This window comes from Paenibacillus sp. TSA_86.1, assembly GCF_052691815.1.
Window position 1 is genome coordinate 570,772 of sequence record NZ_JBQZGE010000002.1, and the last position, 23,435, is coordinate 594,206.

General features: G+C 44.2%; 16 protein-coding genes and 1 pseudogene. 4 read left to right on the plus strand and 13 right to left on the minus strand.

Annotated features, from left to right (window positions below; genetic code table 11):
* Positions 1 to 39 precede the first annotated feature (39 nt).
* From ACUTVW_RS08565 to ACUTVW_RS08585, 5 genes are all read right to left on the minus strand, one after another.
* Positions 40 to 1,677: a response regulator transcription factor gene (locus ACUTVW_RS08565; protein ID WP_445645377.1), complete on the minus strand. Its 1,638-nt coding sequence runs from the start codon at positions 1,675 to 1,677 to the stop codon at positions 40 to 42.
* Positions 1,662 to 3,419, minus strand: coding sequence for a sensor histidine kinase (locus ACUTVW_RS08570; RefSeq protein WP_445645378.1), 1,758 nt, complete (start codon positions 3,417 to 3,419; stop codon positions 1,662 to 1,664). The genes ACUTVW_RS08565 and ACUTVW_RS08570 overlap by 16 nt, the downstream gene beginning before the upstream one ends.
* A gap of 38 nt (positions 3,420 to 3,457) precedes the next feature.
* A complete protein-coding gene (locus ACUTVW_RS08575; protein WP_445645379.1) occupies positions 3,458 to 5,149 on the minus strand; it encodes an extracellular solute-binding protein in 1,692 nt (563 codons plus the stop codon).
* 140 nt (positions 5,150 to 5,289) lie between these two features.
* A complete protein-coding gene (locus ACUTVW_RS08580) occupies positions 5,290 to 6,825 on the minus strand; it encodes a glycoside hydrolase family 43 protein (RefSeq protein ID WP_445645380.1) in 1,536 nt (511 codons plus the stop codon).
* Between the two features lie 88 nt (positions 6,826 to 6,913).
* Entirely contained in the window at positions 6,914 to 8,443 is a 1,530-nt protein-coding gene (locus ACUTVW_RS08585) for a glycoside hydrolase family 43 protein (protein WP_445645381.1), read from the minus strand.
* 208 nt (positions 8,444 to 8,651) lie between these two features.
* On the opposite strand from ACUTVW_RS08585, the gene ACUTVW_RS08590 reads away from it, so the two are divergent.
* The 3 genes from ACUTVW_RS08590 to ACUTVW_RS08600 are packed head-to-tail and all read left to right on the plus strand — an operon-like array spanning position 8,652 to position 10,293.
* On the plus strand, positions 8,652 to 9,533 hold the full coding sequence (locus tag ACUTVW_RS08590) for a helix-turn-helix domain-containing protein (RefSeq protein WP_445645382.1): 882 nt from the start codon (positions 8,652 to 8,654) through the stop codon (positions 9,531 to 9,533).
* Positions 9,534 to 9,565: 32 nt separating this feature from the next.
* Positions 9,566 to 10,006, plus strand: a complete 441-nt coding sequence (locus ACUTVW_RS08595) for a ribonuclease domain-containing protein (protein ID WP_445645383.1) — start codon at positions 9,566 to 9,568, stop codon at positions 10,004 to 10,006.
* A gap of 11 nt (positions 10,007 to 10,017) precedes the next feature.
* On the plus strand, positions 10,018 to 10,293 hold the full coding sequence (locus tag ACUTVW_RS08600; RefSeq protein ID WP_445645384.1) for a barstar family protein: 276 nt from the start codon (positions 10,018 to 10,020) through the stop codon (positions 10,291 to 10,293).
* 167 nt (positions 10,294 to 10,460) lie between these two features.
* On the opposite strand, the gene ACUTVW_RS08605 is transcribed toward ACUTVW_RS08600, so the two are convergent.
* The 7 genes and pseudogenes from ACUTVW_RS08605 to ACUTVW_RS08635 all read right to left on the minus strand — a co-directional run bounded on the left by ACUTVW_RS08605 (position 10,461) and on the right by ACUTVW_RS08635 (position 19,322).
* Positions 10,461 to 11,771: a carbohydrate-binding protein gene (locus ACUTVW_RS08605; protein WP_445645496.1), complete on the minus strand. Its 1,311-nt coding sequence runs from the start codon at positions 11,769 to 11,771 to the stop codon at positions 10,461 to 10,463.
* Positions 11,763 to 12,101, minus strand: a pseudogene (locus ACUTVW_RS08610) (hypothetical protein); the annotation flags it as partial. The gene ACUTVW_RS08605 and the pseudogene ACUTVW_RS08610, both read right to left, overlap by 9 nt.
* Positions 12,102 to 12,195: 94 nt before the next feature.
* On the minus strand, positions 12,196 to 13,116 hold the full coding sequence (locus ACUTVW_RS08615; protein ID WP_445645385.1) for a carbohydrate ABC transporter permease: 921 nt from the start codon (positions 13,114 to 13,116) through the stop codon (positions 12,196 to 12,198).
* A 15-nt stretch (positions 13,117 to 13,131) separates the two neighbouring features.
* Positions 13,132 to 14,073: an ABC transporter permease gene (locus ACUTVW_RS08620; protein ID WP_445645497.1), complete on the minus strand. Its 942-nt coding sequence runs from the start codon at positions 14,071 to 14,073 to the stop codon at positions 13,132 to 13,134.
* Positions 14,074 to 14,218: 145 nt separating this feature from the next.
* On the minus strand, positions 14,219 to 15,898 hold the full coding sequence (locus ACUTVW_RS08625) for an ABC transporter substrate-binding protein (RefSeq protein WP_445645386.1): 1,680 nt from the start codon (positions 15,896 to 15,898) through the stop codon (positions 14,219 to 14,221).
* Between the two features lie 128 nt (positions 15,899 to 16,026).
* A complete protein-coding gene (locus tag ACUTVW_RS08630) occupies positions 16,027 to 17,757 on the minus strand; it encodes a cache domain-containing sensor histidine kinase (RefSeq protein ID WP_445645387.1) in 1,731 nt (576 codons plus the stop codon).
* Positions 17,754 to 19,322, minus strand: a complete 1,569-nt coding sequence (locus ACUTVW_RS08635) for a response regulator transcription factor (RefSeq protein ID WP_445645388.1) — start codon at positions 19,320 to 19,322, stop codon at positions 17,754 to 17,756. Before ACUTVW_RS08635 ends, ACUTVW_RS08630 begins: the two co-directional genes overlap by 4 nt.
* Before the next feature lie 385 nt (positions 19,323 to 19,707).
* On the opposite strand from ACUTVW_RS08635, the gene ACUTVW_RS08640 reads away from it, so the two are divergent.
* Positions 19,708 to 20,949, plus strand: coding sequence for a hypothetical protein (locus ACUTVW_RS08640; protein WP_445645389.1), 1,242 nt, complete (start codon positions 19,708 to 19,710; stop codon positions 20,947 to 20,949).
* Between the two features lie 124 nt (positions 20,950 to 21,073).
* Here ACUTVW_RS08640 and ACUTVW_RS08645 read toward each other — a convergent pair whose 3' ends face one another.
* Complete coding sequence (locus ACUTVW_RS08645) at positions 21,074 to 23,389, minus strand: glycoside hydrolase family 95 protein (protein WP_445645390.1); 2,316 nt, start codon at positions 23,387 to 23,389, stop codon at positions 21,074 to 21,076.
* Positions 23,390 to 23,435: the final 46 nt, after the last annotated feature.

Genomic DNA, 23,435 nt, shown 5'->3' on the forward strand with positions numbered 1-23,435 from the left:
GGAGTTATTGCTCCTGCGTGTTTTTACGTTCTTACCAACTTACCGCTGAGCAAAACGGGTAAGTAAAGTTTCTCGGTACTCCTGGGGTGTCATGCCCATCTGTTTTTTGAACAGCCGGGTGAACGAATGAGCAGATTCGTATCCAACCTGAAGCGCGACTTCCCGTACCATAAGTTCATGATTCATGAGTAGCTCCTTCGCCTTGCGAATTCGGCTATCATCAATAAATTCGGACAAATTAATGCCCATTTCCTGTTTGAAAAATCTGGACAGATAGGAAGGATTGAAATGATGCAGTTCTGCCAAGCGAACTAACGTAAGATCTTTTTCCAGATTTCCCTTGATATAATTACATAAACTCTGTACGACCAGATTGGCACGTTGCTCTTCGTTTGAACGTTTGAAATGAACCAGCTCATCCGCTGCCAGATAGAGATATTGAACGGCATCTTTCATACTTGAAAAATGGTTCAAATGAAGCAAGCTTCGCTGATCCGGGGTTTTCTGCTTCAACCCCCAACGATTAAATGAAGCATAAAAGGTCAGTGCCAGGTGATAATAAGTCTCCATTGCCCGCTCCATCGTCATGTCCTGTTGAAGAAGTTCTCCCACAAGCTCTTCGAAGACATCATAAAAGGATTGAAAACGCCCTGTCTCCAGAAAACCAGACATGGCCTCTACCCGGCTGGAGATCCGTAGTACTTCCTTCGGAGTACCCACTTGAGGTTCCTCGTAATTGTCCGTTAGAACCATCGACATGCCATCTCCGACTTTCATCCACTGCAACAAGCGCAGACGCTCGTATTGCTGTGGAATCTGTAACCATTCACAGCCTCGTCCACTAAGTGTAAATGCAATCGATACGCCAAGTGAAGCAAGACATGATTCCTGCACAAGCTCTAACGTACCTTCCATATATCTGGCGAAGTGCTGATCTGCATCACCCTGCTCATCTTTAGGCTGCAGCAGCCACACCGCATCACCATAATGATCCGTAGCACTGGCGCATTCCGTATATTCCCCCATCAATGATGTTCCAATAATACGAATAGATGCTTGAGTGCACTCTTGTTCCGGTTCTGCCAGATCATGTAGCTTGTTCAATCGTCCGAGCACCAGATATACCGGAGAATTAGCTTTCAGGTGAATCTCCCTCTCCAGTAGTTCAGCCTGCAGTTGAACCGATAAAGCAGCAGAAGCACCTTCCTGAAGAAGTTTTCGGATATATTCATCCTGTCTAAATGCGGTGAGCCGGGATGTAATCTCACGTTGCTGTTTCAAGAAATTATGCATATCATGACTCTCCCTGATCTCTTCCATGACCTGCTCCACCATGTGCATGACTTTGTCGTACCCTTCCGTTTTGAGCAGGTAACGTACGTTGTTCATCTGAAAGGCTTGGTATGCATATTCAAAATCACTGTGTCCGGTCAGGAAAATAACACGGCACTGGGGCCAGCGTCTCTGAATCTCTTCGGTCAACTCCAGTCCGCTTATTCCTGGCATGCGAATGTCTGTCAGCACGATATCAATTCTGGATCGCCGCATCCAGGAGAGCGCCTCTGTGGCGGAGTATGCTTTGCATACATCCAGCCGATCCGGCATGTGCCTCGCAAATGTTTCATACAAACTATCCGTAATGATCTCCTCATCATCTACAATTAGAAGTCGATACATTTGTGTACCCCTTCTTTCCATTGGATTCGTATGACAACCTTCAACCCTTCCAGCTCACTTCGTGATAGAAAAAGTCCGCTTCCTTCACCAAATGTCAGAACCAATCGCCGATGGATATTCATTAATCCGGTTATGTCGTCCGTCGTGGCCTCGCTGTGTAGGAGTTGTTGAAGATTCTCTATATCTTCCGGCTTAAGATTATGCCCGTTATCTTCCACGGTGATCTCTGCACAAGATGACTTCATATGGAATTGAATACGTAACAGGCCTTCGGTCGTATTTTTTTCAAGACTATGCTCATATGCATTTTCAATAATGGGCTGAATCACAAGTCTGGGAACCTGAATCTGTTGCATATCTGGTGGAACTTCCGCGAACTCAACCTTGATCCGTCTGGAGAATCGCAGCTGCTGGATATCCGTATAGATCCGGGAATGGTGCACTTCTTCCTTCAGCGGCACGTGATCTGTTCCATTGCGTGTAATGAATCGAAAATATTCTCCAAGCATATTCGTAAATTGCTCGATCCGATCCGTCTCTCCTGTTCTCGCAAGTGAATTCAGAATAAAAAAACTGTTGTACAGAAAATGCGGGTTAATCTGCGACTGGAGTTGCTTTAATTCGGCTCGCTGCATCATCATTGTTTTTTTGAAATCACGGTCAATCAGCAGTTGCAGATTTTCAATCATATGGTTAAAGCGGGAGTAAAGGAATCCGAACTCATCTTTGCGATGGTGCACGATTGGGATATCCAGCACCCCGCTCTCCATCTTTTTGAACCTTTTGACCAGCAACAGTAAAGGAATGTGAATCAGCTTATACGTAGAGTAGAGGTATGCTGAAATCGCTATAAACGATGTGATAGCAAAAATCCATGCCCATTTATAAAACTTGCTCAGAGGTTTGGTAACCATCTTTTCAGGCAGGTACGTCGCGATCGACAAACCAAGTGCTTCCATGTGATGTTGGTTCACATGGTACACCATATCCTCTACGTTTATCTGGAAGCTCTCAAGTGAGTTCTTTTGACTATATTCACGGTAGTTGGCAAGAATGATTTCGCGTTCTTGCCGATCGAGAATAGCAAAGCCTGTACTCTCTTCAATGAGAAGAGAGGCACTTTCAGGATAGAGATTAAGCTGCGATAGTTCATTCTGAAATGCGGCATTATCCAATTCCACCTGAACAACAAACAGCGGTGCGTCTCCCAATTTACCGGTTAAACGTACAGCGCTCAGATTTAAAGCCTTGTCTTTTACTGTAAATCGAATGCTCTCTTCCTGGTTGGATGAATTGAAATAATCGTATGAGGCTTTATTGTATTCATCAATGCCCTGTACTGCAGAAATACTCTTGTTGACTGTGGGGATATGTACATGAACGTTCTTGATATAAGCACTACTGTTCTTGAAGGAAGCGAGCCGTTCGGATAAATAATTTAAGGTTTCACGTTTCTCAACTTGATCCATGTTGTTCCAGAGGATCGCCAGCCGATTCAGCTTGCGATCCTCAGCAATGTCAAACTGCTGCAGTTCCATCCACTCGATCTCCCGGCTAAGTTCTGTTGCATATTGACTTAACCGCCTCTCCGTCGATAAAGAAATTTCCTGGCTTGCTGTATCATAGCTCCAGTGGTACAGATACACGCCCAAAAGAATTAAAGGTATAACAAAAACAAGGTAGGTCATAATCAGCCGTGAAAATATACTGTTAAACCACGACTGTGCCGGTATCTTGATCAACGCACTCCCCTCCTGATTTCAGATCAAAGACACCTGCCTCAATAAGATAAAGCGAACGCCTGATGACTCCTCGCGGTATCGGTTCTATACCATGCGTTCACCTCCGATGTTATTTCTTTACCGCCCAGTTCAAGCCAATCTTCTACAAATTGATCGAATTCTTCAATAGGGGATCCGTAAATAATATTCATAAATACTTCGAGCTGCAGGTCCCGAAGGATGATCTGCCGATCTACCATCGTTTCCGTAATCCCACCTGTGAATTGATCATAAAGAAGCTGTCCATTCACCTCGTAATCGTCTGCGATGCTAAACGCACCTTCTGGACCATACGTCTGCTTCCAGCCCCACCCGCTCTTCAAACCTTCTGATTCATAAGCATCAATTCGTTTATGGATTGCAAGCGCTTCGTTCTCAAGAACGGAGAAGTCGCCTGTCATTCGTGCATCTCGAATATCTCTATAGGCATCTAAATTTTTGGTTCCAGGGAAAGGAGTTACAGGAGACAGCATCCACACAGCACGAGAATCATCATTGTAATAGGTCTCGTATTCCGCATTCTGTCCCCAGTTTTTGTCCAGGTGCAGATTCATCAGCTTAACGACAACTTCAGGATGAGCAAAGCCTTTTCTCACAGCGAAGTAATTTCCTGTATTCGAACGAAGCGGCACAACCATGTTTCGACCTGCCTCGGCAACGATCGGATATGCTTGCCAGTCTGCTTCCGGATCTTCTTCACGGGTAGACTGGACAACAAAAGGAGTCCACTGCTCCCCATAAAGCATCCCGATTTTCCCCTGTTGAATAAGACGGTATGCCTTGCTTCCATTTTTGTACGCAAAGTCTGGATCGAGTTGACCCTCAAGGTACATCGTCTGTAATACTTTCAACGCCTTACGCACCTCAGGCTGGATGCCACCATAGATCAGGCCACCCTCCTGGTCTTTAATCCAAATGTTCGGAAAAGCACCGTAACCAGCCATAAATCCCGAAACGCCCATAACCGGATCCCAAAGATAACTCGTTAATGCGAGTCCGTAAGTATCCTGTTTCGCATTACCGTCGGGATCACGCAATGTAAACGCTTCCGATATTTTCAATACGTCTTCTATTGTTTCAGGTGCCGGCAAGCCTAATTTATCCAGCCAATCGGTTCTAATCCACAAGTACTGTGCTGTTTCAATCGAAGACGAGGATTCGGGGATCGCCATTAGCTTGCCGTCAATGGTAGCTGCATCGAATGCACCTTTACCTTCGGCCTCCAAAATCCTTTTCGTAAGTGGCGTGGCAAAATCACGATATACATCCGTCAAATCTTCAATCAGATTGGCATTGCTTAGCTGCCTTAGCTGATATGGGTTGACTCTCACGACATCCGGGAAGCGCCCTGCAGCAAGGGAGACTCCAAGCTTTTGATTATAGACGTCACCCATTGCAATCCAGTCATACCGAATCTGAATACCGAGTTCCTTTTCATACAGACGGGTCCAGCGATTATCAACCAGTGTTTCACCTGGTAGTTGCTCGATCATACGCTGCAGATCTTCTCCCGTTTCCCTGACAAAAGAAACTTGAATTGGCGGGGAATACGCCGCTGAAGACAAGGCCTGCTGGTCTGTAGATGAGCTGTTGATTTGTCCAGAGTCCCCCTGTGTATGTCCAGCGGGTATACACACCGTTAGAAAGATAATAATGGTCCATCTTGTTTTGTACATCCATCTCTTATGCATGGTGACATGCCCCCATTTTAATTGAATGAACATATCTTTTTTATTTTTCCAGAATTGTTATCATTGTACAATATCTAACCTGTCATGAGTACGAAAAAGCCGCCGGTGGGCGACTTTTATTTACAACTCTCAGCACGGATTTAGGAAACGATGTGATATTCAAAATTCGAAAAGTCAGCCATGCCTCCAATCTCTTCTGTTGAGAACAGAAACAATCCAATTCTACAGCCCATGAAATGATCCAACTTGTAGACCATTCTATGCCGAACGCCGAGGCTTTTCCATTCAGATCCATCGCGATAAGCAAAGTGGCATTCATCTTGATTATCTACAAAATTGGCGGAGGCCTGCAGTGTCACTACAGGTCCTGTGACAGGTATTCGTACATACTCAGTAGCAGGCTCCTGATCAATCTGGTTACCAAATATGCTTAAGTCTTGGCTCGTTCTCGCCTGCATGACAAGGTAATGTTCGCCTGCTTCCTTGGTCAGTGCGATCAGGCCATAAGTGCCAATCAGGAAACATAACCCTGCGTAATCACCATCGTTCAGACCGCTGCCATCCAGTGTCACAGAAGCTGAACAAGCTGGTCCCATCGCTCTTTGGGTGAGTGTGTTCACAGCAAATGTCAGGTTAGGGCTAAGTTGACCTGTTCGAATTCGGTACACTCCCGGTTTTTCTGTCACGGACCACAGCTCATCATGGGGTGTATGATTCCACTGCCAGACGTCTTGTAAATGCGCTTTGCCTTGAGCATCGAGCTTGTATTCGAAACTGTCGCTTGCAACCAGCGGTTGATAACGATAGTCCGGTTTTGTGCTGGCAATATGGATTTGTTTCGGTGCTTCTTTTGCAAATACGGGTATGCCTGCCTCGAAACTCATCGGTACAATAACCGGTATGCGCCCTACAGCGCCATGATCCTGGAATAACATCGCGTACCAGTTACCCTCTGGTGTATCCACGATGCCACCCTGAGCGACTCCGGAATTAAAATATCCCATATCATCATTGAACACATCTCCACCGACAAATGTACCATCCAGCGTTTCCGCCCTGTAACAAGCTTGTGTTCTACGCCCTGCTGTCTTGGTCATGTGGATCAGGAATACGTAATAAATGCCTTCAATCTTGTAAAAATGTGCACCTTCATACCCCAGATAGTGTGGTTGATGATCTGTCACAATGACCCGATGTCTGCCCTCCGGCTTAGGACCGGAAAGATCAGTCTTTAATTCGGTTAAATGAATCTCTCGATTACCATGCAACAAATATACCCGTTCGTCATCATCAAAAAATAGAGAGCAATCGTGATAGAATCCCTCTACAATCTGTTTAGTCCAAGGTCCTGTTATCGTCTCAGAAGTGTATAGATACGTCTTACGCGTGTCATTGGCTACAAAAATAACGTAAAACGTTCCTCGATGATAACGGAGTGAAGCAGCCCACATCCCTTTGCCATAGATCTGTTCACCGTTCTCCAGGCGTTGGGCTGGCGTATCATCCAACTTATCATACACATACGTAGCTGTTTCCCACTGGATCAAGTCATACGAACGCAGTATCACACATCCAGGCATCATATGCATAGTCGTACTCACCATGTAATACGTATCTTCTACCCGAATGACGTCCACATCGGGATAATCGGCCCATATAATCGGATTTGAATACATCTTTTAAAACACCTCTTTTGGGAGTTCTGCATATATCTGTTCAGTCCTGCTTCTTTTCTACATCAACGGGATGAATCCCTTCTCGATGTTAGGCCTCTTCAAACGACCAGTGACTTAGAAGAATACACGTTTTATGTGCTGATGGCTTGAGTACAAGGTAAAGGTCATGTTCAAGCTGAGCACCTGTTACTGAAGTTGTTGCCTCCATCCATTCCTGACCTTCCGCTGCTGCCGGAATGTGCACCTTGCCGATTATATCCCCATCTTCACGACCTAGTCGAAGTTCAAGTGTACACGCTGCGCCCTGGCTGCATAACGATGCAGTAAAGCTTGCCGCCCCTTTTGCCCCAAAATCCACACGCGAGAGGGCAATCCAGCTTCCGCCCTGCATCAGACTGACAACTTCATCTTGCTTCGGAGACTCACCTTGTTCTACTTGCTCCGCACCCGAGCTTCTTAATTGACGTGTGTTTACGCCCGCATTCCATCCCATTGTAGAACCGTTGACTCTTTGGTACGGATTAAAAGATATTAACTGTTCTACACCTACGTAGTCTGCATGAATCGCTTTAATTCCTCCATTGGTCTCCTCATACTCTACGCGGTTCAAATGAGTAGAACGATATCCTTCCGGAATATCCATCGCTTGGCACAGTGTCTGCGCATGATAGGCAATATACCACTGGTTCCCTAACGGGAAGATGGCATGATGATTGTTACCGCCAATACCAAAGAAGTGACCCGGATTTCTAAGGATCGTTCCCTGATACGTCCACGGCCCCATAGGCTGAGTACTTGTCATGTATGCGATCTCTCCCGGCGGCGGGCTGTTCTCGTCACGTTCCACCTGGAAGAAGTTAGAGCAATAGGTATAGTAGTAGATGTTGTTATACTTATGTATTCCTGAATTTTCAAACATAAAGGGAGCAGGTATGACTTTGGCCTTGCCCTCAACACTGACCATATCCTCACCCAGTCTCATCACTCGCGCCGTATCCGGTCTTTCGGGTTTCCCTTCAGGCACGCCGCCACCAAAATAGAGATAAGCCTGATCATCGTCATCCACAAGCACGGCCGGATCAAATAACCAGGTCACATCCTCTACACCCGGTGTTTCTCTTGTTACCAGCGCTTTTCCGATTGGATCTGTCCAAGGCCCTGTCGGTGTTGGAGCGCTCAAAACACCAATGCCGCTAGCATTATTGGCAAAATACAAGTAAAAACGATTCTCACCGTCGAAGCTGCGATGCGCAGCTGCTGGAGCCCAGGATTGAGAAGCCCATGTGGCTGCACCTTCAGGACCTGCTACCTTGATCTCCCCGTGATCTGTCCAATTGATCAAGTCATCCGAAGAAATAACCGTAATTTTGTTGATCGACTGATAACTGTTTTTCTGAGGAACCTCATTGGTGTCATACTCCAGTTTATCACTGGTCATATACAGGTAGACTCGGTTATTAAACACCAGCGCATAAGGGTCTGCTCCGAATTTGTGAGACATTAAGGGATTAGCGTTAGGACGAAGCTTGCCAATCTCCTGTTGGATATTCTCCAAATGAACACGTAAACCATTGTTATCCTTTTGATCCTCAGCCTGTGGCATTGTTTCGTTATTCATTTCATTTCCTCCCGCAAATAGAGTTGGTCTTTCCGTTATCTTCAAATCTACATGGATATCAGAACAATTTGGGCACAGCAAATAGAAAGCGTTTGCAAAACAAACGTTTTCATGATAATATAGTTACATTTTAAGTGAATCTGAGTCCAATTTCATTGCGTTATTTGCTTGATTTATTGCGCCAAATGACAGGAGGTACCTCTACGATATGTCTTCTGAATATTTTTATGATCTGATCGAGCCAGAGCTTCTGTACCGCCATCCTCTCACAACCTACCAATATGAATCCAGTTATCACCGCCATAATGCGTATGAAATCTACCTGTTTCTACAAGGCCATGTGCATTTCTATATCAATCATCGTTGTTATCCCATGCAGCGTGGGGACTTGCTTGTCATTTCTCCTGAAGAGATGCATCGGACACTTATTCTCGATGAGACTGAATATGAGCGTATCACGATCAATCTCAAGAAAACATATGTATACCAACTATCTACGGTTATGACCAATCTATTATCCTGTTTTGACCACCGTCCTGACGGAAGTGGTAACATTATTCATCTGCAAGACGATCAGTTAAACCAACTGCTGTATTGGACCCATCAGATTGAGGAATCTGCCGATTCTAATTTGTACGGTGCAGACGTGCAAACCAATGCAGCCATGGCACAGCTGCTCGTTCTGATCAACCAATGGTTTCAGCATAATTCCTTTGTACCTCAAGACATCATGCCTGAACTGGTACGCAAAACGATGGAATATATTGAGAAACACATTACTCAAAGTATTACACTTGGCCAACTGGCCGAAGAGTTCTATATGAATAGTACTTCCGTCAGCCGTTTGTTCAAAAAACATACCGGACTTACGCTTCGTTCCTATATTCTAGGCCGGCGCATTGAATTAGCTAAACTACTTCTGACAGATGGAATGAGCATAACCGATGTTTGCTATCAGTCAGGTTTTAGTGACTATGCCAATTTTATTCGAAGCTTTACCAAAATCGTTGGGATCTCACCGGGAAAATATATGAAGCACCGACAAGCCGAGGTTAGAATTGATTTGCTGCCAAAAACAGATTACCATTAAAAGCATTGTCATCATCAAAAGGAGATCAGAATATGTTTTTAAGAAAATGGTTGTACCCCCTGTTCATCCTGCTTTCCGCATTGCTGTTTGCAGGTTGTGCCTCACCCATTATTCCCGATTCCAGTTCTAACGCTGGTCAAGTCTCGAAGGAAATGGGATTTCAAGAAGTCGGCGATTACATTAAAGAGCACCACGAGCTTCCGCCCAACTACATTACCAAGAAAGAGGCTCGTGCACTGGGCTGGGAACCAAGTGAAGGTAATCTGCAACAGGTGGCTCCAGGCAAGAGCATCGGCGGTGATATATTCCGAAATCGCGAAGGATTGCTTCCTAATAAAAAAGGCCGAATCTGGTATGAAGCGGACATCCATTATAATGGTGGGAAACGCGGAAGTGATCGGATATTGTATTCGAGTGACGGTTTAATCTATCAAACCACCGACCATTACAAGTCATTTCAACAGATCAAATAATGGAGGAACACATGAATATCATTCAGATTGATGGTCGTCACCTGATTAATCGAGAATCATTACATCAGTTGTTGCAAGACAAACTTCAACTGGGCGAATACTACGGACATAATCTGGATGCCCTATGGGATGCTTTAACAGGTGAAGTCCAGATGCCGCTGACTATTCACTGGATTTTTTTTGAATCCAGCAGAGAAACGCTCGGGGATTATGCAGATCAGATGCTTGATTTGATGCGCGAAGCAGAGCAAGAGATTGACGGATTCACCCTAGAGTTATCTTCATAAATAGAACAGGCTGCCTAAGTGCAGCCTGTTCTTTTAACTTCTACGATCTTTTTTTAACTTCTACTAACTTCTTTTTACTTCTAATACTTCTTTTCCTCGTTCTTCTCTTCCTTATATCTATACTTGCTCTTTTGCTTCTTGCCTTGTTCTCTTTATTCAAATCTACATTACGGCTGCACAACAAACGTTGTTACACTTTGAGCTGGCAAGTTTGCAGTGAAGCCGTTACCGGATATCTGCAGTGCAGAGCCAGACGCTAGATTTCGTGTGCTGTCTGTTACCCAGGAGGATACAGCGGAGGCTGTTCCATTTTGCACGGTGAATCGCTGGTTCACGCCTGATGTATTCTTGTTAATCGCCACAATAACGATCTTGTTGTTCTCTCCCTTGTATGCTGACACATACACGCCGTTTGCCGGATTTTTGGTTGCATCTACTCTGACATCACCCGGACGCACGAATTTGGAGTAATGGGCCATACTATAGCCTCGTTTACTTATCGATCCGTCCTCTTTGATCGGTCCATAATTTCTGCGGATGTACCACCATACGTACGTCTGAAAATTACCTTCGACCATTGCATTGTACATATGCTCTGCCACTCCGAGAGCTTCAGGCCAGCGATCTGCTGAATTGGTTTCACTGTTTGGATAATATACTTCTGTCATCCAAAGCTCTTTCCCTGCTCCCTTTTGTTCAAATAACGGATAAGGGAAGTCGCTGTATTGTGTTCCATACGTATGTGCACCGAGAATATCGAGATTCGCAAGCGCTTGTGGATCATTGAGAAGTGGGTCCGACATGTTTTTCACATAAGAGAAAGATTCTGGAGCAATGACCCGATTATTGATGGAACCCGCATTTTCTTTCATAAAACGCAGCATTTCTTCTGGAGACCACCATGTCCAGTCATGCGCGTAGTCCGGCTCGTTTTGTACGGAAATAGCGTACAAGTTAACGCCATTATTTTTCATAAATGTATCAAATTCATTCAGATATTGAGCGTAAGCTGCATACTTGTCGTACTTGAGACGTTTAGCCTGTGTAATCTGCGTATAGGCAGTTACATTAATATTGTCGATGTTCGGTCCACCAGTCCCCGTAGTAACCAGCTTTAACGTACTTGTTCCATTCACCATCGGCACCTGAATTGATTTGTCTTTCCACGTGTTTCCACTGCCTGTAGCTTCAAATGGTACGTTACTGAGTGCTAATGTGCCGTTCACATAAACGTCCAGATTACTTGTTCCTGATGGAAGTGAATATCGGATTTTAATGTTTTTGGTGCCTGTGCTGCCAATCAAAATCGCATTCCACTGAACAGCTGAGCCACTCGCATTTTGGAATGCAACATAACCCGATCCCGTATAACCTGTAAAAGCATTGCCCGTCGCTGCACCAGTCAACGTTGTCGTGGATTCAGCTTCATACGTTGAACCCCCGCCCGAAGTAGTGCCCAGGGTGACCAGTTCCGTCATATCACTAGGTGGATTCCAAGGAGATGCAAATACAATCGCTCCATGTTCAATGGCTTTTTTAGCTGTTTCCACTTCCCGCTGCCAGTTGTTCTTATTATCGTCAATCGGAATTCTTAGCACAGAGAAGCCAAGCTGGTTAGGTCCATTGCCAAAAGCGGTCTCCCGTTCAGTCGCAGTGAGATCACCAATCCAGCCGGAATGCGTCATGCCGCCAAAGCCACGAATCACTTGTTTAGATGAAGTTACATTAATTACAGCATCGTTTGCCGCCATCACTTTGGAGGAAGCAGGTACATAAAACAATGGCAGTGCTGTCATAGCTGCAAGCATTGTACAGAGTGATTTTTTGATCAATGAATTCACGTTTGCTCATCTCCCGACAATTCAAATTTGAACAAAAACAATATTAACCTTAACACAACTTTTAACCCTTCACGCCGCCAATAGTCATACCTTGTACAAAATATTTCTGCAGGAACGGATATACCATCAAGATTGGAACACTTGCTATAATAGTCATCGTTGCCCGAATGGAAGTTGGCGTCACAGCGACACCGGTATTCTCGGCAGATTGATACACATCGCTTGCCGATGAAGTCGCCGCCGTTGTGGAGGTTTGAAGAATCTTCATCAGTTCATATTGAAGTGTACTTAACTCCTTGTTAGATGAGTTATAGAGAAAAACATCGAACCAGGAGTTCCATTGACCTACTGCCACAAAAAGAGAAACCGTTGCCATGGCCGGAATCGTTAACGGCAACACCACTCGAATAAATGTCGTAAACTCTCCGGCTCCGTCAATACGAGCCGACTCCAGAATGCCCTCAGGCAATCCTTCAATGAAGGAACGAATGACGATCATATTGAACACACCGATTACACCCGGAATGATGTAGACCCAGAAAGAGCCAATCAGACCGAGATCACGAATCAACAGATATCCCGGAATCAATCCTCCGCTGAAGTACATGGTGAAGACAAAAAACATCGTCACGAACTTGCGAAGTACAAATTCCTGCCGACTTAGTGTATAAGCAAGCATGGCTGTACAGAAAACAGAGACAATTGTTCCGATAATCGTACGAAGTGCCGAGATCAGCGTGGCATGATAAATGTCGGATTCTCCAAAGATATATTTGTAGTTATCCAGTGTCCACTCCCGAGGCCATAGATAGATACCTCCACGTATGGCATCATTGGCATCATTCAAAGATACAGCAATCATATTAATAAATGGATAGATCGTAACGATCATCAAACAGATCATAAAAGTAATATTAATAGCATCAAACGCCCGATCCCCGGCGCTGCTGTTACGCAAGCGGGATGATTTTGCTTTTGGCATGGCCTAGGCCTCCTCTTAGAATAGTCTGCTCTCTCCCATTTTTTTGGCGATGTAATTGGCGGTGAAGAGGAAGATGAAGCTGACCACAGTTTTGAAAATCCCTGCTGCTGTACCCAAGGAGAAGTTCCCCATTCCCAAACCATACTTCAAGACAAAGATATCCAGGTTCTCTGAATAGTCCATATTCATTCCGTTGCCCAGCAAATATTGAGGTTCAAATCCGGATTCCAGGATGCTTCCCATATTCATGATGAGCAGAATAACGATAACCGGTTTCAAGCCTGGCAATGTAATGTATAACATACGTTTGAAACGACTGGCCCCGTCAATCTCCGCCGCTTCATACTGAGCAGGATCGATGGCGGTGATCGCTGCCAGATAGATGATTGTGTTCCAGCCGACATCTTTCCATACTTCGGTGGCTCCCAGTATGCCCCAGAAATACTCCCCTTTTCCCATCCACAATACCGGACTGTCGATCAGGTGAAGTTTCATAAGAATCAGGTTGATGATTCCATCAGGTGAGAGTATTGTGAGCACAATACTTGAAGCAACAACCCAGGAAATGAAGTGAGGCAAATAGCTGACAGTCTGTACAAATCGTTTAAAAATGATATTTTTTAGTTCATTTAACAGGAGTGCAAGTGTAATCGCTGTTACAAATCCGAGAATCAGCTTGATCGAACTCATCACCAGCGTATTTCGCAACACCCGATAGAACGTATTGTCTTCAAACAGGGTTTGGAAATGTTTCATACCTACCCATTTTTGATCCGCAAAGGCTCTTGCCGGTTTAAAGTTCTGAAAAGCCATCGTCCAGCCCCATAAGGGCAAATATTTGAACACAAACGCCCATATCACAAAGGGAATACACATAAATGCCAAGCTTCGTTGTTGCAGCAGTCGTTTGTAAAAACTGGTTTCCCCATTCCTCTTGCGACGAGAATTCGGCGGGATCGATTGAAGAGTTACATTAGGTTCCTCCACGATGCAGATACTCCTTTCCCTATCTGTTATTCGTGCGCGAAGAAAGTATATACTCGGAAGCTAGTCCTCTCTCTCCAGCGCACGTAACAGTTTATTTTATATAGTCTTGTTTAAATTACCATTTACCTGCCACTCGATTTTGAATGATTTCGGTCATCTTTTTCTCGTAGCCTGCTTTATCCAGCTTGCTAAATTCGGCAATGTAGGCATTCCAGATATTATCGAAGTTGGACGGTGCGCTCAGAATCATCTCAGGTAAATATTTGCGCTGTACATCATCCGATTTGGTGGTGAAAATTTGTTCAGGCGAACCTTGTTCGAGTGCAATAGACCAAGCTGGGAACCATGGACGCTCTTCCGGCTTGTTGAACATTTCACTGAATGTTTTTACACCATAAGCATCGAGGAATTTTTTATCTCCATCGGTGTAAGTTGCTGCAACAACTTCTGGCTGATTGCCTGGGTTGAATGCGTTTCCATCCGACAAGGTAGATTCTCCGCCATAACGCGGCCAGTCATTGCTGAAGTAAGTAAAGCCGAATTTACGACCCAGCTCGACATCGTCATGAATCTTCCGCTGTTCATCGTTGGCATAATAGAAGCGTCCCTTTTCATCTACACTGTATGTCTGATCCTTGATCCCCCACTGGATCAGGATCTGATTCTCTTCTTTCAGCAAATTATCAAAATACTTGATAATACGTTCCGGGTCTTTTGCTTTCACACTAATACCGGTTGCATAGTTGTTTACAAAGCCAGGAGGATCAATGTATTGGTCCTTGATGCTTTTGTCGAAGACGATCGGAAGCGGTGCATAACGTTTCTCATCGATACCTGCTGCGAGCAAGTTTTTCGTTGCATCTCCGACCTGCCATGCGTAGTTAAAGTAACCGAGTACACGACCCGAAGTCAGTTTCGCCAGATACTGGTCCTTGTTCATCGTGAACGACTCCGGATCAAGCAGGCCTTTTGCATTAACTTCATTCAACTTCTTAATCCACTTTTTCTGTTCTTCCGTACCCGAAACAGTCCTTGCTACATGGGTTTTCATATCGACCATAACGCCGCCGTCATTAGGATATCCTGCAAGGTGCATCGCTGGATTCTGCAGCGTGAAAAAGTTATTAGCTACGCCAGCAAGTGATACAAAACCGATGGTTTCAGCCCCATCAACCGTTGGATGTTTTTCCTTGTAATCCTCAATCAGGTCAAAATATTCATCCAGCGTTGTAATTTTAGGATAATTAAATTCCTTCAATACAGAACGTTGAATCCAGAAAGCTCCTCCACCAATATTAGGGCTACCTGAATATTCGCCTTGGTTTGCCGTATAGGGCAACGCGTAAATTTTACCGTCTTCCGGATTTCTCATTTTGTCAAAGTACGGACCATACACTTTTTTAATATTCGGACCATATTTTTCAATCAGATCATCAAGAGGTATGTAGGCACCAGCATCTAACAACTTGGACATCTCTCCGCTTGAGGCGATGACATCGGGATAGTCCCCAGACGCAATCATAACGCCGGCTTTGGTCGCGCTATCACCAACCAGATATTCCAATTTAAAGTCTACGCCCGTCTGCTTCTGCAACTCTTTACCAATCGTGGTTTCACTCGCCAGAGTATCTTTCTTACCTGAAGAAAACATGTAATACGAGAACGTAACCGGGCTATTATCATCTTCTTTTGCTGTAGGTGAAGACCCTGGAGAGGTATTTCCTGAAGAGCATCCAGCCAAAAGAGATGCCAGTATTACAGCTAATCCTGTCGTTTTCAAAAGCGGTTTTAACATGTGTTTTGTTCCCCCTTTTTAGTTGAACGGTTTCTGTAAGCCTTCTCAATATACCAAGATAACGCTTTCATAGTTACCCATGAAACTGTACATTGTTCTTCAAAAAGTATATCGCGCCATCATTTTCCTTAAGATATCTCTTCATCCAGCGGGAGCCTGATTCGAATGTTCGTGCCTTTGTTTTCTTCGGATTGAATGGAAAAAGAGAACCGATCCCCGTAACTGAGTTTCAACCGGCTATACGCATTTTTCATACCAACATGCTCGCCTATATCCATATTTTGCTCTAGATATCCTAGCAATTCTTCCAATCTAGCTGCAGACATGCCAATACCGTTATCCTCCAGCTGAATACAAAGCTCCTGTCCTTCCAATGTAACGTACAACCGAATCATCCCCTCACCCGGTGTAGATTCAATGCCATGAATACTGGCGTTTTCTACAAATGGCAAGATGACCATTTTCGGAATGCGATACGTTAAAGCAGCCGGGTCTGCCTCAATGTGAACCTGAAGCTTTTCACCAAAGCGATATTTCTGGATTTGCAAAAAGCTGTCGATTAACTCCAGTTCTTCCTTCACAGTCACTTCATGCTGGTTCCAGCTAATGGACTTTCGGAACATTTTCGCCATATGATGAACGACCTTAGCGGTCTCTTTCTCTCCTTTAATCAAGCTTCGCATCCGTACGGATTCAAGTGTGTTAAACAAGAAATGCGGATTAATCTGACTATGTAATGCATGCAACTGAGCCTGTTGCTGTTTCAGCTCCAGGTCTTTTTTCTGAATATCTGCAAGGTATACTTCATCAATCAGATTCCGAATCGTCTCCGTCATCCGGTTAAATTCAGTTGTCAACTGACCAATCTCATCCCTTGCATCTTCGGGAGGAATGGTCTGAAAATTTTGCGTTTTTACTTTTTTCATATGTTTGAGAATGCGTACCAATCTGACATGAATGGACCGGGACATCGCCGCGATAATAATCGTAGGCAGCACAAAATTGATGCACGCCAGCCAGACGACAAAGGATCGTGATTGACGAACCTCCTGCAACACGATTTCCTCATCCATCACGCCTTGCAAAGACCATCCTTCCAGATAGTTAATCCCAGAATAGACACGATCAAACCGAATCGTTTTGTTGGAAAACTCGATCTCGCTGTACTTCTCTCCGATCGGAGTATCCTCAGATTTTGCATCATTTGAAAAACGGATGCGACCTCCCGGATCAACCAAATATACTTTGCCATCAAAACCGCTGTTGCGAAACTGTTCTTTGAGCAGATCCATATTAAAGTCTATTTTGAGTAACTGTTCGATTCCGCCCGTGTCCACATTGTTTAACCGTTGAACGAGGCTCAACATCTGATCGGCTGCAATCAAAGTTGGATAAGGCACCACATTATCCTGTATCTGTTTATACCAGTGGGAGGTACGAACGGCTTCGGTTAAATGTTCAATGTAACCTGAGGACAAAATCGTTGGATTATCAGTATACACTTGGTACCAACGAATCCCCTGACTCAGTTGACCGGAAAACTCTCCTTTGAGATATGAGTTATATGCCCGAATATACTCCGCGTTACTTTCGAACGAACGGGATAACGTCTCATTAAATATGGGATCGGCATACAAGGAATAAGACAAGCCTACCCCCTGATCAATGGTCACTCGCAGCTCACTCTTCAGATTGTTTAAAGCAACGCCGGCATCACGAGTTTTCTGGCTACGGATATTAGCGGTTGTCACTTGGTAAAACACGACATTGGTCACTACAATCGGAATGAATACCGATAACACGTACATCAGCAGGAGTTTGTCCCGAAGCTTCATGTAATTCAGGTTCCACCTTTTCATTGGGCACCCCGCTGTCCATCCTCTTTCAGAAGATTACGGTAGGCTGTTGGAGTCATATTGACGATTTTCTCAAATTGGGTCACAAAATAATCCGCATTCTGAAATCCGATTCGAGCAGCTACCTCGTACATCCGCAGATCCGTCTGACGGAGCAATTTCTGTGCCTCCTGAATGCGAAGATTAAGCAGATATTCGTTGAAATACTGATTGTAACTTTTACGAAAGAGCCTACCAAGGTAGACCGGATTCATATAAAACTGGGCCGCAATGCTTTTGAGACTGATATTCTCTGTGTAATGGGAATCAATATATCGTTTGATCTTGTTGATATCTCCTTTGGACTGTTCCATACGCAGCTGCGTAATATATTCCTCAGCTTCCTCCAGTGCATTCAAGAAAGCTTCTTTCAAGAGGCGCAAATTCCACCCATCCTGACCATGCTCGGCTAACAACCTGAGTTTCGGCAATCCTGCATCCGTGCCTCCCATTTCATGCACAACAGCGAGTATGCCCGTAATGCAGCGCAGTAAAGAACCTGTAACGGCCTGAGGAGAAAACCGACGGGAATGAAACATATTGAACATATCGTGCACAATGGCATGACATGCAACGCGATTTCGCTCTTCCAGACTCAGGATTAACGGGTCAACCTCTTCTTGATTTAGATTGAATACGTATAAGGGTTTGTCCTTCACTTCTGTATAACGCACGACACTTCCAGATTCTGCGAATTTATGTTTGGAGGCTTCCTCGGCTTCAGCATAAGACCGCGGCGCATCAAGCATGTTTTTCACCACTGTACCTGCATAGAACCCTACATCTGCTCCCAGCTGCGCGCTCATTATTTTTTGAAGAGATTGAATTTTATCTTCCTGGTGCCTCTGCGGATATGGTTCTTTCCATAGAAGAATCAAGGCAAATCTGCCCAGTTGCTCCTCAATAACATACAGATCGAAGTCAGTGTCTGCCAAAGCATGAATAAAATCACTAACCTGTTGAACTGTAACTTTTCTATTCTCCGAGCCTGTCTGCAGTTCAAACAGTACAATTGTCAAAGACGTCTGACGAGTGATACCTAGCATATCCGCATACCGAATTTCATCTTCTTCCCGAATCTGACCTTTAATCATATCTTTCAGCATAATACGGCTAGCCTGATCTTCTGCCAAAAACACATGTTTACGCCTGCTTCGAATCAGTTTAGACGCCTTCTGTAGCGTTGCGGTCATTTCTTCATCATCAATCGGCTTGAGGATGTAATCCTGAACGCCGTACCTTATCGCTTGCTGTGCATACTTGAAATCATGGTAACCGCTAATGATGATAAAAACGGGCTCCAGCGTGGGTGACTTTTCTACAGCACGGATGAGCTCGAGTCCATCCAGAATGGGCATTCGGATATCCGTAATAATTACATCGGGCTGCAGACACTCCGCCTTTTTCAGCGCTTCCAGCCCATTCTCTGCTTCTCCTGCAATCTCCATCCCGAGACTGTGCCAATCAATCAGTTCATGCATTCCTTTACGGATGTACATCTCATCGTCGACGAGCAATACTTTTAACATCTAAGCTTCCCCTTTCCTTCAACCGAAAAATAAATCACTTACCGCTAATCAACAAAAAAACGGTATGCTCTAATTATAGTTAGAAACCGTTTACATTTCTGCAGCAATTTGCACATATTGTTTTCATTCTATAGTTTGCGGTTAGCAAATTCATTGCATGAATCGTCAAATTTATTGCGCGAAACATAGCAAGCAGTTTTAGACTGTTCTCTCCGTTCAAGTTTAAAAGAATAGTTCAACTTATGTAGATACATTCAAGTTGTACCGTTACTAATGATTTTCTTATATTACATAATATAAGAAGATCATTAAATTGAAATAAATTAATATTCAACCTTAATATTATTTGTTAGAATGATTCTGACAAAATAATAGGAGGTTTAGTATGTTGAAATATTTGAAGAAAATTCTACCTGTGCTATTAGTTTTAGTGCTCTTGTCCCCTGCACTTCTCTATTGCTCAGACCATGTGGATGCAAAGAAATATGTAAAAGGATACTACCGTAAAGACGGGACTTATGTAAGTGGTTATTGGCGTGGAGGCGGTTCTTCGAGTTCGAATTCGAGTTACTCTACAAGTCCAGGAAGAAATACAGAGCCAGTTACAGGTACTAGTTTTAATCAAATGTTGATAGTTAATCTTTACAAAGGTACTACATATGAAAGAAGTATATCGACTGGTAATTTAGTTTTTGTTCAAGGATATTATCGCAAAGATGGAACTTATGTAAGACCACATTACAGAACTACCCCAAATGATTTCCTTGCAGACAATTTTAGTTATCTTGGTCTCTCTACTTTGGAACCTCTACAAAAACCTTTCATAAACAATAGCGATTTTCAATACAATGTTACCCCAACGATTAGTCTGATTGAAAAGTATCTAGGATATCAAGCTGTGAATCAAACTCTTACATCCGATCAACTGAACAATCTCAAAGACTATGCAATTCACTTAAACTATTATGATGAAGGTAGAGAAGATAGAGATAGTATTATAAATCACGGCATTTTTTATTACCAGAGCATGGGGATAAGTCCTGAACTCGGCAAAGGGCTTGCAACCTTCAATATTGAAGGTAGTTATGACCCACAATCTTACATTAGTCAAATTTTAATTTCGAATGGCATCTACAACTTAAACAATGATGATATCTATCTTATGAATGCCTATATTCTAGCCCTTACTGGAGGAAAACAGGTAATTAATCAGAGTTTTTACATTGACAAGGCACTGAGTATTGGAAAATTCTTTTACACAAAGTTAGGACTTTCCAATTCGGTAGAACAAGTTGAAATGGATATGCTACAGGATTTCAGTTCATTACAGAAAAATTCTAATCTAAGTAGTACTATTAAAAACTTAAACACCAATTACATTGGGAAATACAGTACTAACATGAATGATACTCAGAAATATCTTGTTAATGTTATTCCGACAGAGTTAAAAATAAATATTGGAAAATTTGAATCAATCGTTTATTCTGTTTCCCTCAGTTCTTTTAGTGGAACATCATTTTCTTATGATCTGAATAAAGGAATTGAATACTACACTAAAGCCAAATTCGATAATGAACAGATAATAAAACAAATTACTCAAGATATTATATTATTTTTCCACAGATAATTCTTAAGAGAGCTACTGAGTCAACTAGAATACGGACTGGCGCTGGTGAATACCAGCGCCAGTTTTTCTGATTGAGTCGCTTCATTTTTTATGATTTGAGCTAAATATTTTGCCAAACTGAATGTCACATCAACTCTTTCCCTTTTAGAATAATCGGCTCATGCCCACTCTTGAATTCCAGTTCCACATGTTGATCCAGATAAGAAACGTTGACTTTACTTGCTTCACTTGCACGTATGTTGGCTTGAATCAATTGCCCTGCCGACCATTCCATATCTACCTCAAATCCGCCGCGCGCCCGCAGCCCGCGAACGGAACCTTTCGGCCAAGCCTTCGGTAATGCGGGAAGCAAACGAATCTCGCCGCCGTGACTCTGGAGCAACATTTCGGCAATACCCGCGGTGCCCCCAAAGTTACCATCAATCTGAAACGGAGGATGATCGCAGAATAAATTAGGCAACGTCGAGGAACTAAGCAACTCCACAACGTTGTCATGCGCCTGTTCAGCCTGCTCCAACCTGGCCCACATGTTCAGTATCCAGGCCCGGCTCCAGCCTGTATGCCCGCCGCCATGCTGTAATCTGCGATCCAACGTGATCCGAGCGGCCTTGGCCAGTTCAGGAGTTGCTTGCGGGGTAATCTGTGATCCCGGATGAAGCGCAAACAAGTGTGATATGTGTCTATGACCTGGTTCAAGCTCCTCATAGTCCTTGCTCCACTCTTGAATCTGTCCGTATTTTCCCACAGTAATGTCTGGAATGCGAGCTAGTGCTGCACGCAGCTGTGATGCAAATTCCTGATCTTGTTGCAGAATGTGTGCACTTTCGATACACCGTGTAAACAGCTCGCGAATAATCTGGTTATCCATCGATGCCCCATAGCAGAGCGCACCGGACTCCCCGTTGTCCAGTATGTAAATATTCTCTGGTGAGGAAGAAGGACAAATGGCGAGATTCCCCTCGGGATCTTGCACAAGAAAATCCAGAATAAACAACGCTGCCTCTTTCATTGTTTCGTACACTTTTACCAAAAAATCCTTGTCTCTGCCGTATTCATAATGATCCCACAGATGCAGGGACAACCACGCGCCGCCCATCGTCCAGAAGGTCGACGTCAGGCAGACATCCTGCGGAGCAGGATCTGCCCATATATCTGAATTGTGATGTGCTACGAATCCTCTGCAACCATACATCTTGCTTGCAGTTTCCCTTCCACGCAACTGTAATCGCTCGATAAAATCAAATAACGGGATGTGACACTCCGGCAGATTACAGCTCTCCGCTGGCCAATAGTTCATCTCTGTATTGATATTAATCGTGTATTTACTGTCCCATACCGGAAGCATATCTTTGTTCCATATGCCCTGAAGATTGGCAGGTAACGAACCGGGCCGGCTGCTGGAGATCAGCAGATATCGTCCAAACTGGAAATACAGACTGACCAGTTCAGGGTCACCCTGACCTGCTCTGATCCGTGAGATCCGCTCATTTATCGGTAAATCCAAGTAACTTGTATCTGCGTGTTCTCCCTTCAGATGTAAGTCCATTCGTTTGAACAGTGCCTGATAGTCAGTGATATGATTCTGAAGCAATTGTTCATAGGACTTGGCAGAGGCAGCATCTATTCTTCGTAAACATTCAGCCTCCAGCTCTTCCTTGGCATAGCGAAAATCGGTGCATGCTGCTATGAGCACGGTTGCCGAATCAGCGTTTAACAGTGATATTTGACCGCTTGAATACTGAAGCTCTCCTGCTTCATGCATGACCCGAATTGCACAGCAAAAGCGGATTCCCCCTTCTCCTCCGCTTCTGCCCCGGATGATCATATCGCCATTGCTGCGCTGTTCGATTCGATCGATCAAAGAATGGAAACCGACTGGATGTCTTAGCGCCCCCGATAACGGTGACCAGTTTAATATGGCACCTCTGCCAAATAAAGCGGAGAATGATAATTCGCCTGGCACACCACTAGATAAATGAACAGCCATAACCTGATCAGGATAACTTGAAAAACATTCTCGCTTGTATTTGGTTTTGCCTGATGTATACTGAACGCGAGCAATTCCTTGTTCCAAATCAAGATATCTCTGGTACTCCGTTGCTTCCTCGTCTTTATGATGCATGGCCACATAGAAATCACCAAGCGGCTCGTAGTGCCGTTGCCCATCAGGCACTCCAACGAATGAAGCTAGTGCAAGCTCCTCTGCCTGCCCAATCTGTCCACGAAACAGAAGTTCCCGTATGTTATCCAGCGATTGAAGTGCCTGCGGATTGTTACGCTCCATCGGTCCGCCGTACCACAGGCTATCTTCATTTAACTGCACTCTCTCCAGATGTGTTCTTCCAAATACCATACCACCGAGGGTTCCGTTTCCAATCGGAAACGCCTCTTCCCACTGCCCCGCAGCGTGATCAAACCACAATTGTTTTGAATTCATCATTATACCTCCACTAGAGATGCCAAGGTTCACTGCTGCCCAGCAACAT

Bases quoted from the DNA above. Each gene is read 5' to 3' on its own strand.
- ACUTVW_RS08565 (WP_445645377.1), bottom strand. From the start codon at position 1,677: ATGTATCGACTTCTAATTGTAGATGATGAGGAGATCATTACGGATAGT.
- ACUTVW_RS08575 (WP_445645379.1), bottom strand. From the start codon at position 5,149: ATGCATAAGAGATGGATGTACAAAACAAGATGGACCATTATTATCTTT.
- ACUTVW_RS08580 (WP_445645380.1), bottom strand. From the start codon at position 6,825: ATGTATTCAAATCCGATTATATGGGCCGATTATCCCGATGTGGACGTC.
- ACUTVW_RS08585 (WP_445645381.1), bottom strand. From the start codon at position 8,443: ATGAATAACGAAACAATGCCACAGGCTGAGGATCAAAAGGATAACAAT.
- ACUTVW_RS08590 (WP_445645382.1), top strand. From the start codon at position 8,652: ATGTCTTCTGAATATTTTTATGATCTGATCGAGCCAGAGCTTCTGTAC.
- ACUTVW_RS08595 (WP_445645383.1), top strand. From the start codon at position 9,566: ATGTTTTTAAGAAAATGGTTGTACCCCCTGTTCATCCTGCTTTCCGCA.
- ACUTVW_RS08600 (WP_445645384.1), top strand. From the start codon at position 10,018: ATGAATATCATTCAGATTGATGGTCGTCACCTGATTAATCGAGAATCA.
- ACUTVW_RS08605 (WP_445645496.1), bottom strand. From the start codon at position 11,771: ATGACGGAACTGGTCACCCTGGGCACTACTTCGGGCGGGGGTTCAACG.
- ACUTVW_RS08615 (WP_445645385.1), bottom strand. From the start codon at position 13,116: ATGCCAAAAGCAAAATCATCCCGCTTGCGTAACAGCAGCGCCGGGGAT.
- ACUTVW_RS08625 (WP_445645386.1), bottom strand. From the start codon at position 15,898: ATGTTAAAACCGCTTTTGAAAACGACAGGATTAGCTGTAATACTGGCA.
- ACUTVW_RS08630 (WP_445645387.1), bottom strand. From the start codon at position 17,757: ATGAAAAGGTGGAACCTGAATTACATGAAGCTTCGGGACAAACTCCTG.
- ACUTVW_RS08635 (WP_445645388.1), bottom strand. From the start codon at position 19,322: ATGTTAAAAGTATTGCTCGTCGACGATGAGATGTACATCCGTAAAGGA.
- ACUTVW_RS08640 (WP_445645389.1), top strand. From the start codon at position 19,708: ATGTTGAAATATTTGAAGAAAATTCTACCTGTGCTATTAGTTTTAGTG.
- ACUTVW_RS08645 (WP_445645390.1), bottom strand. From the start codon at position 23,389: ATGATGAATTCAAAACAATTGTGGTTTGATCACGCTGCGGGGCAGTGG.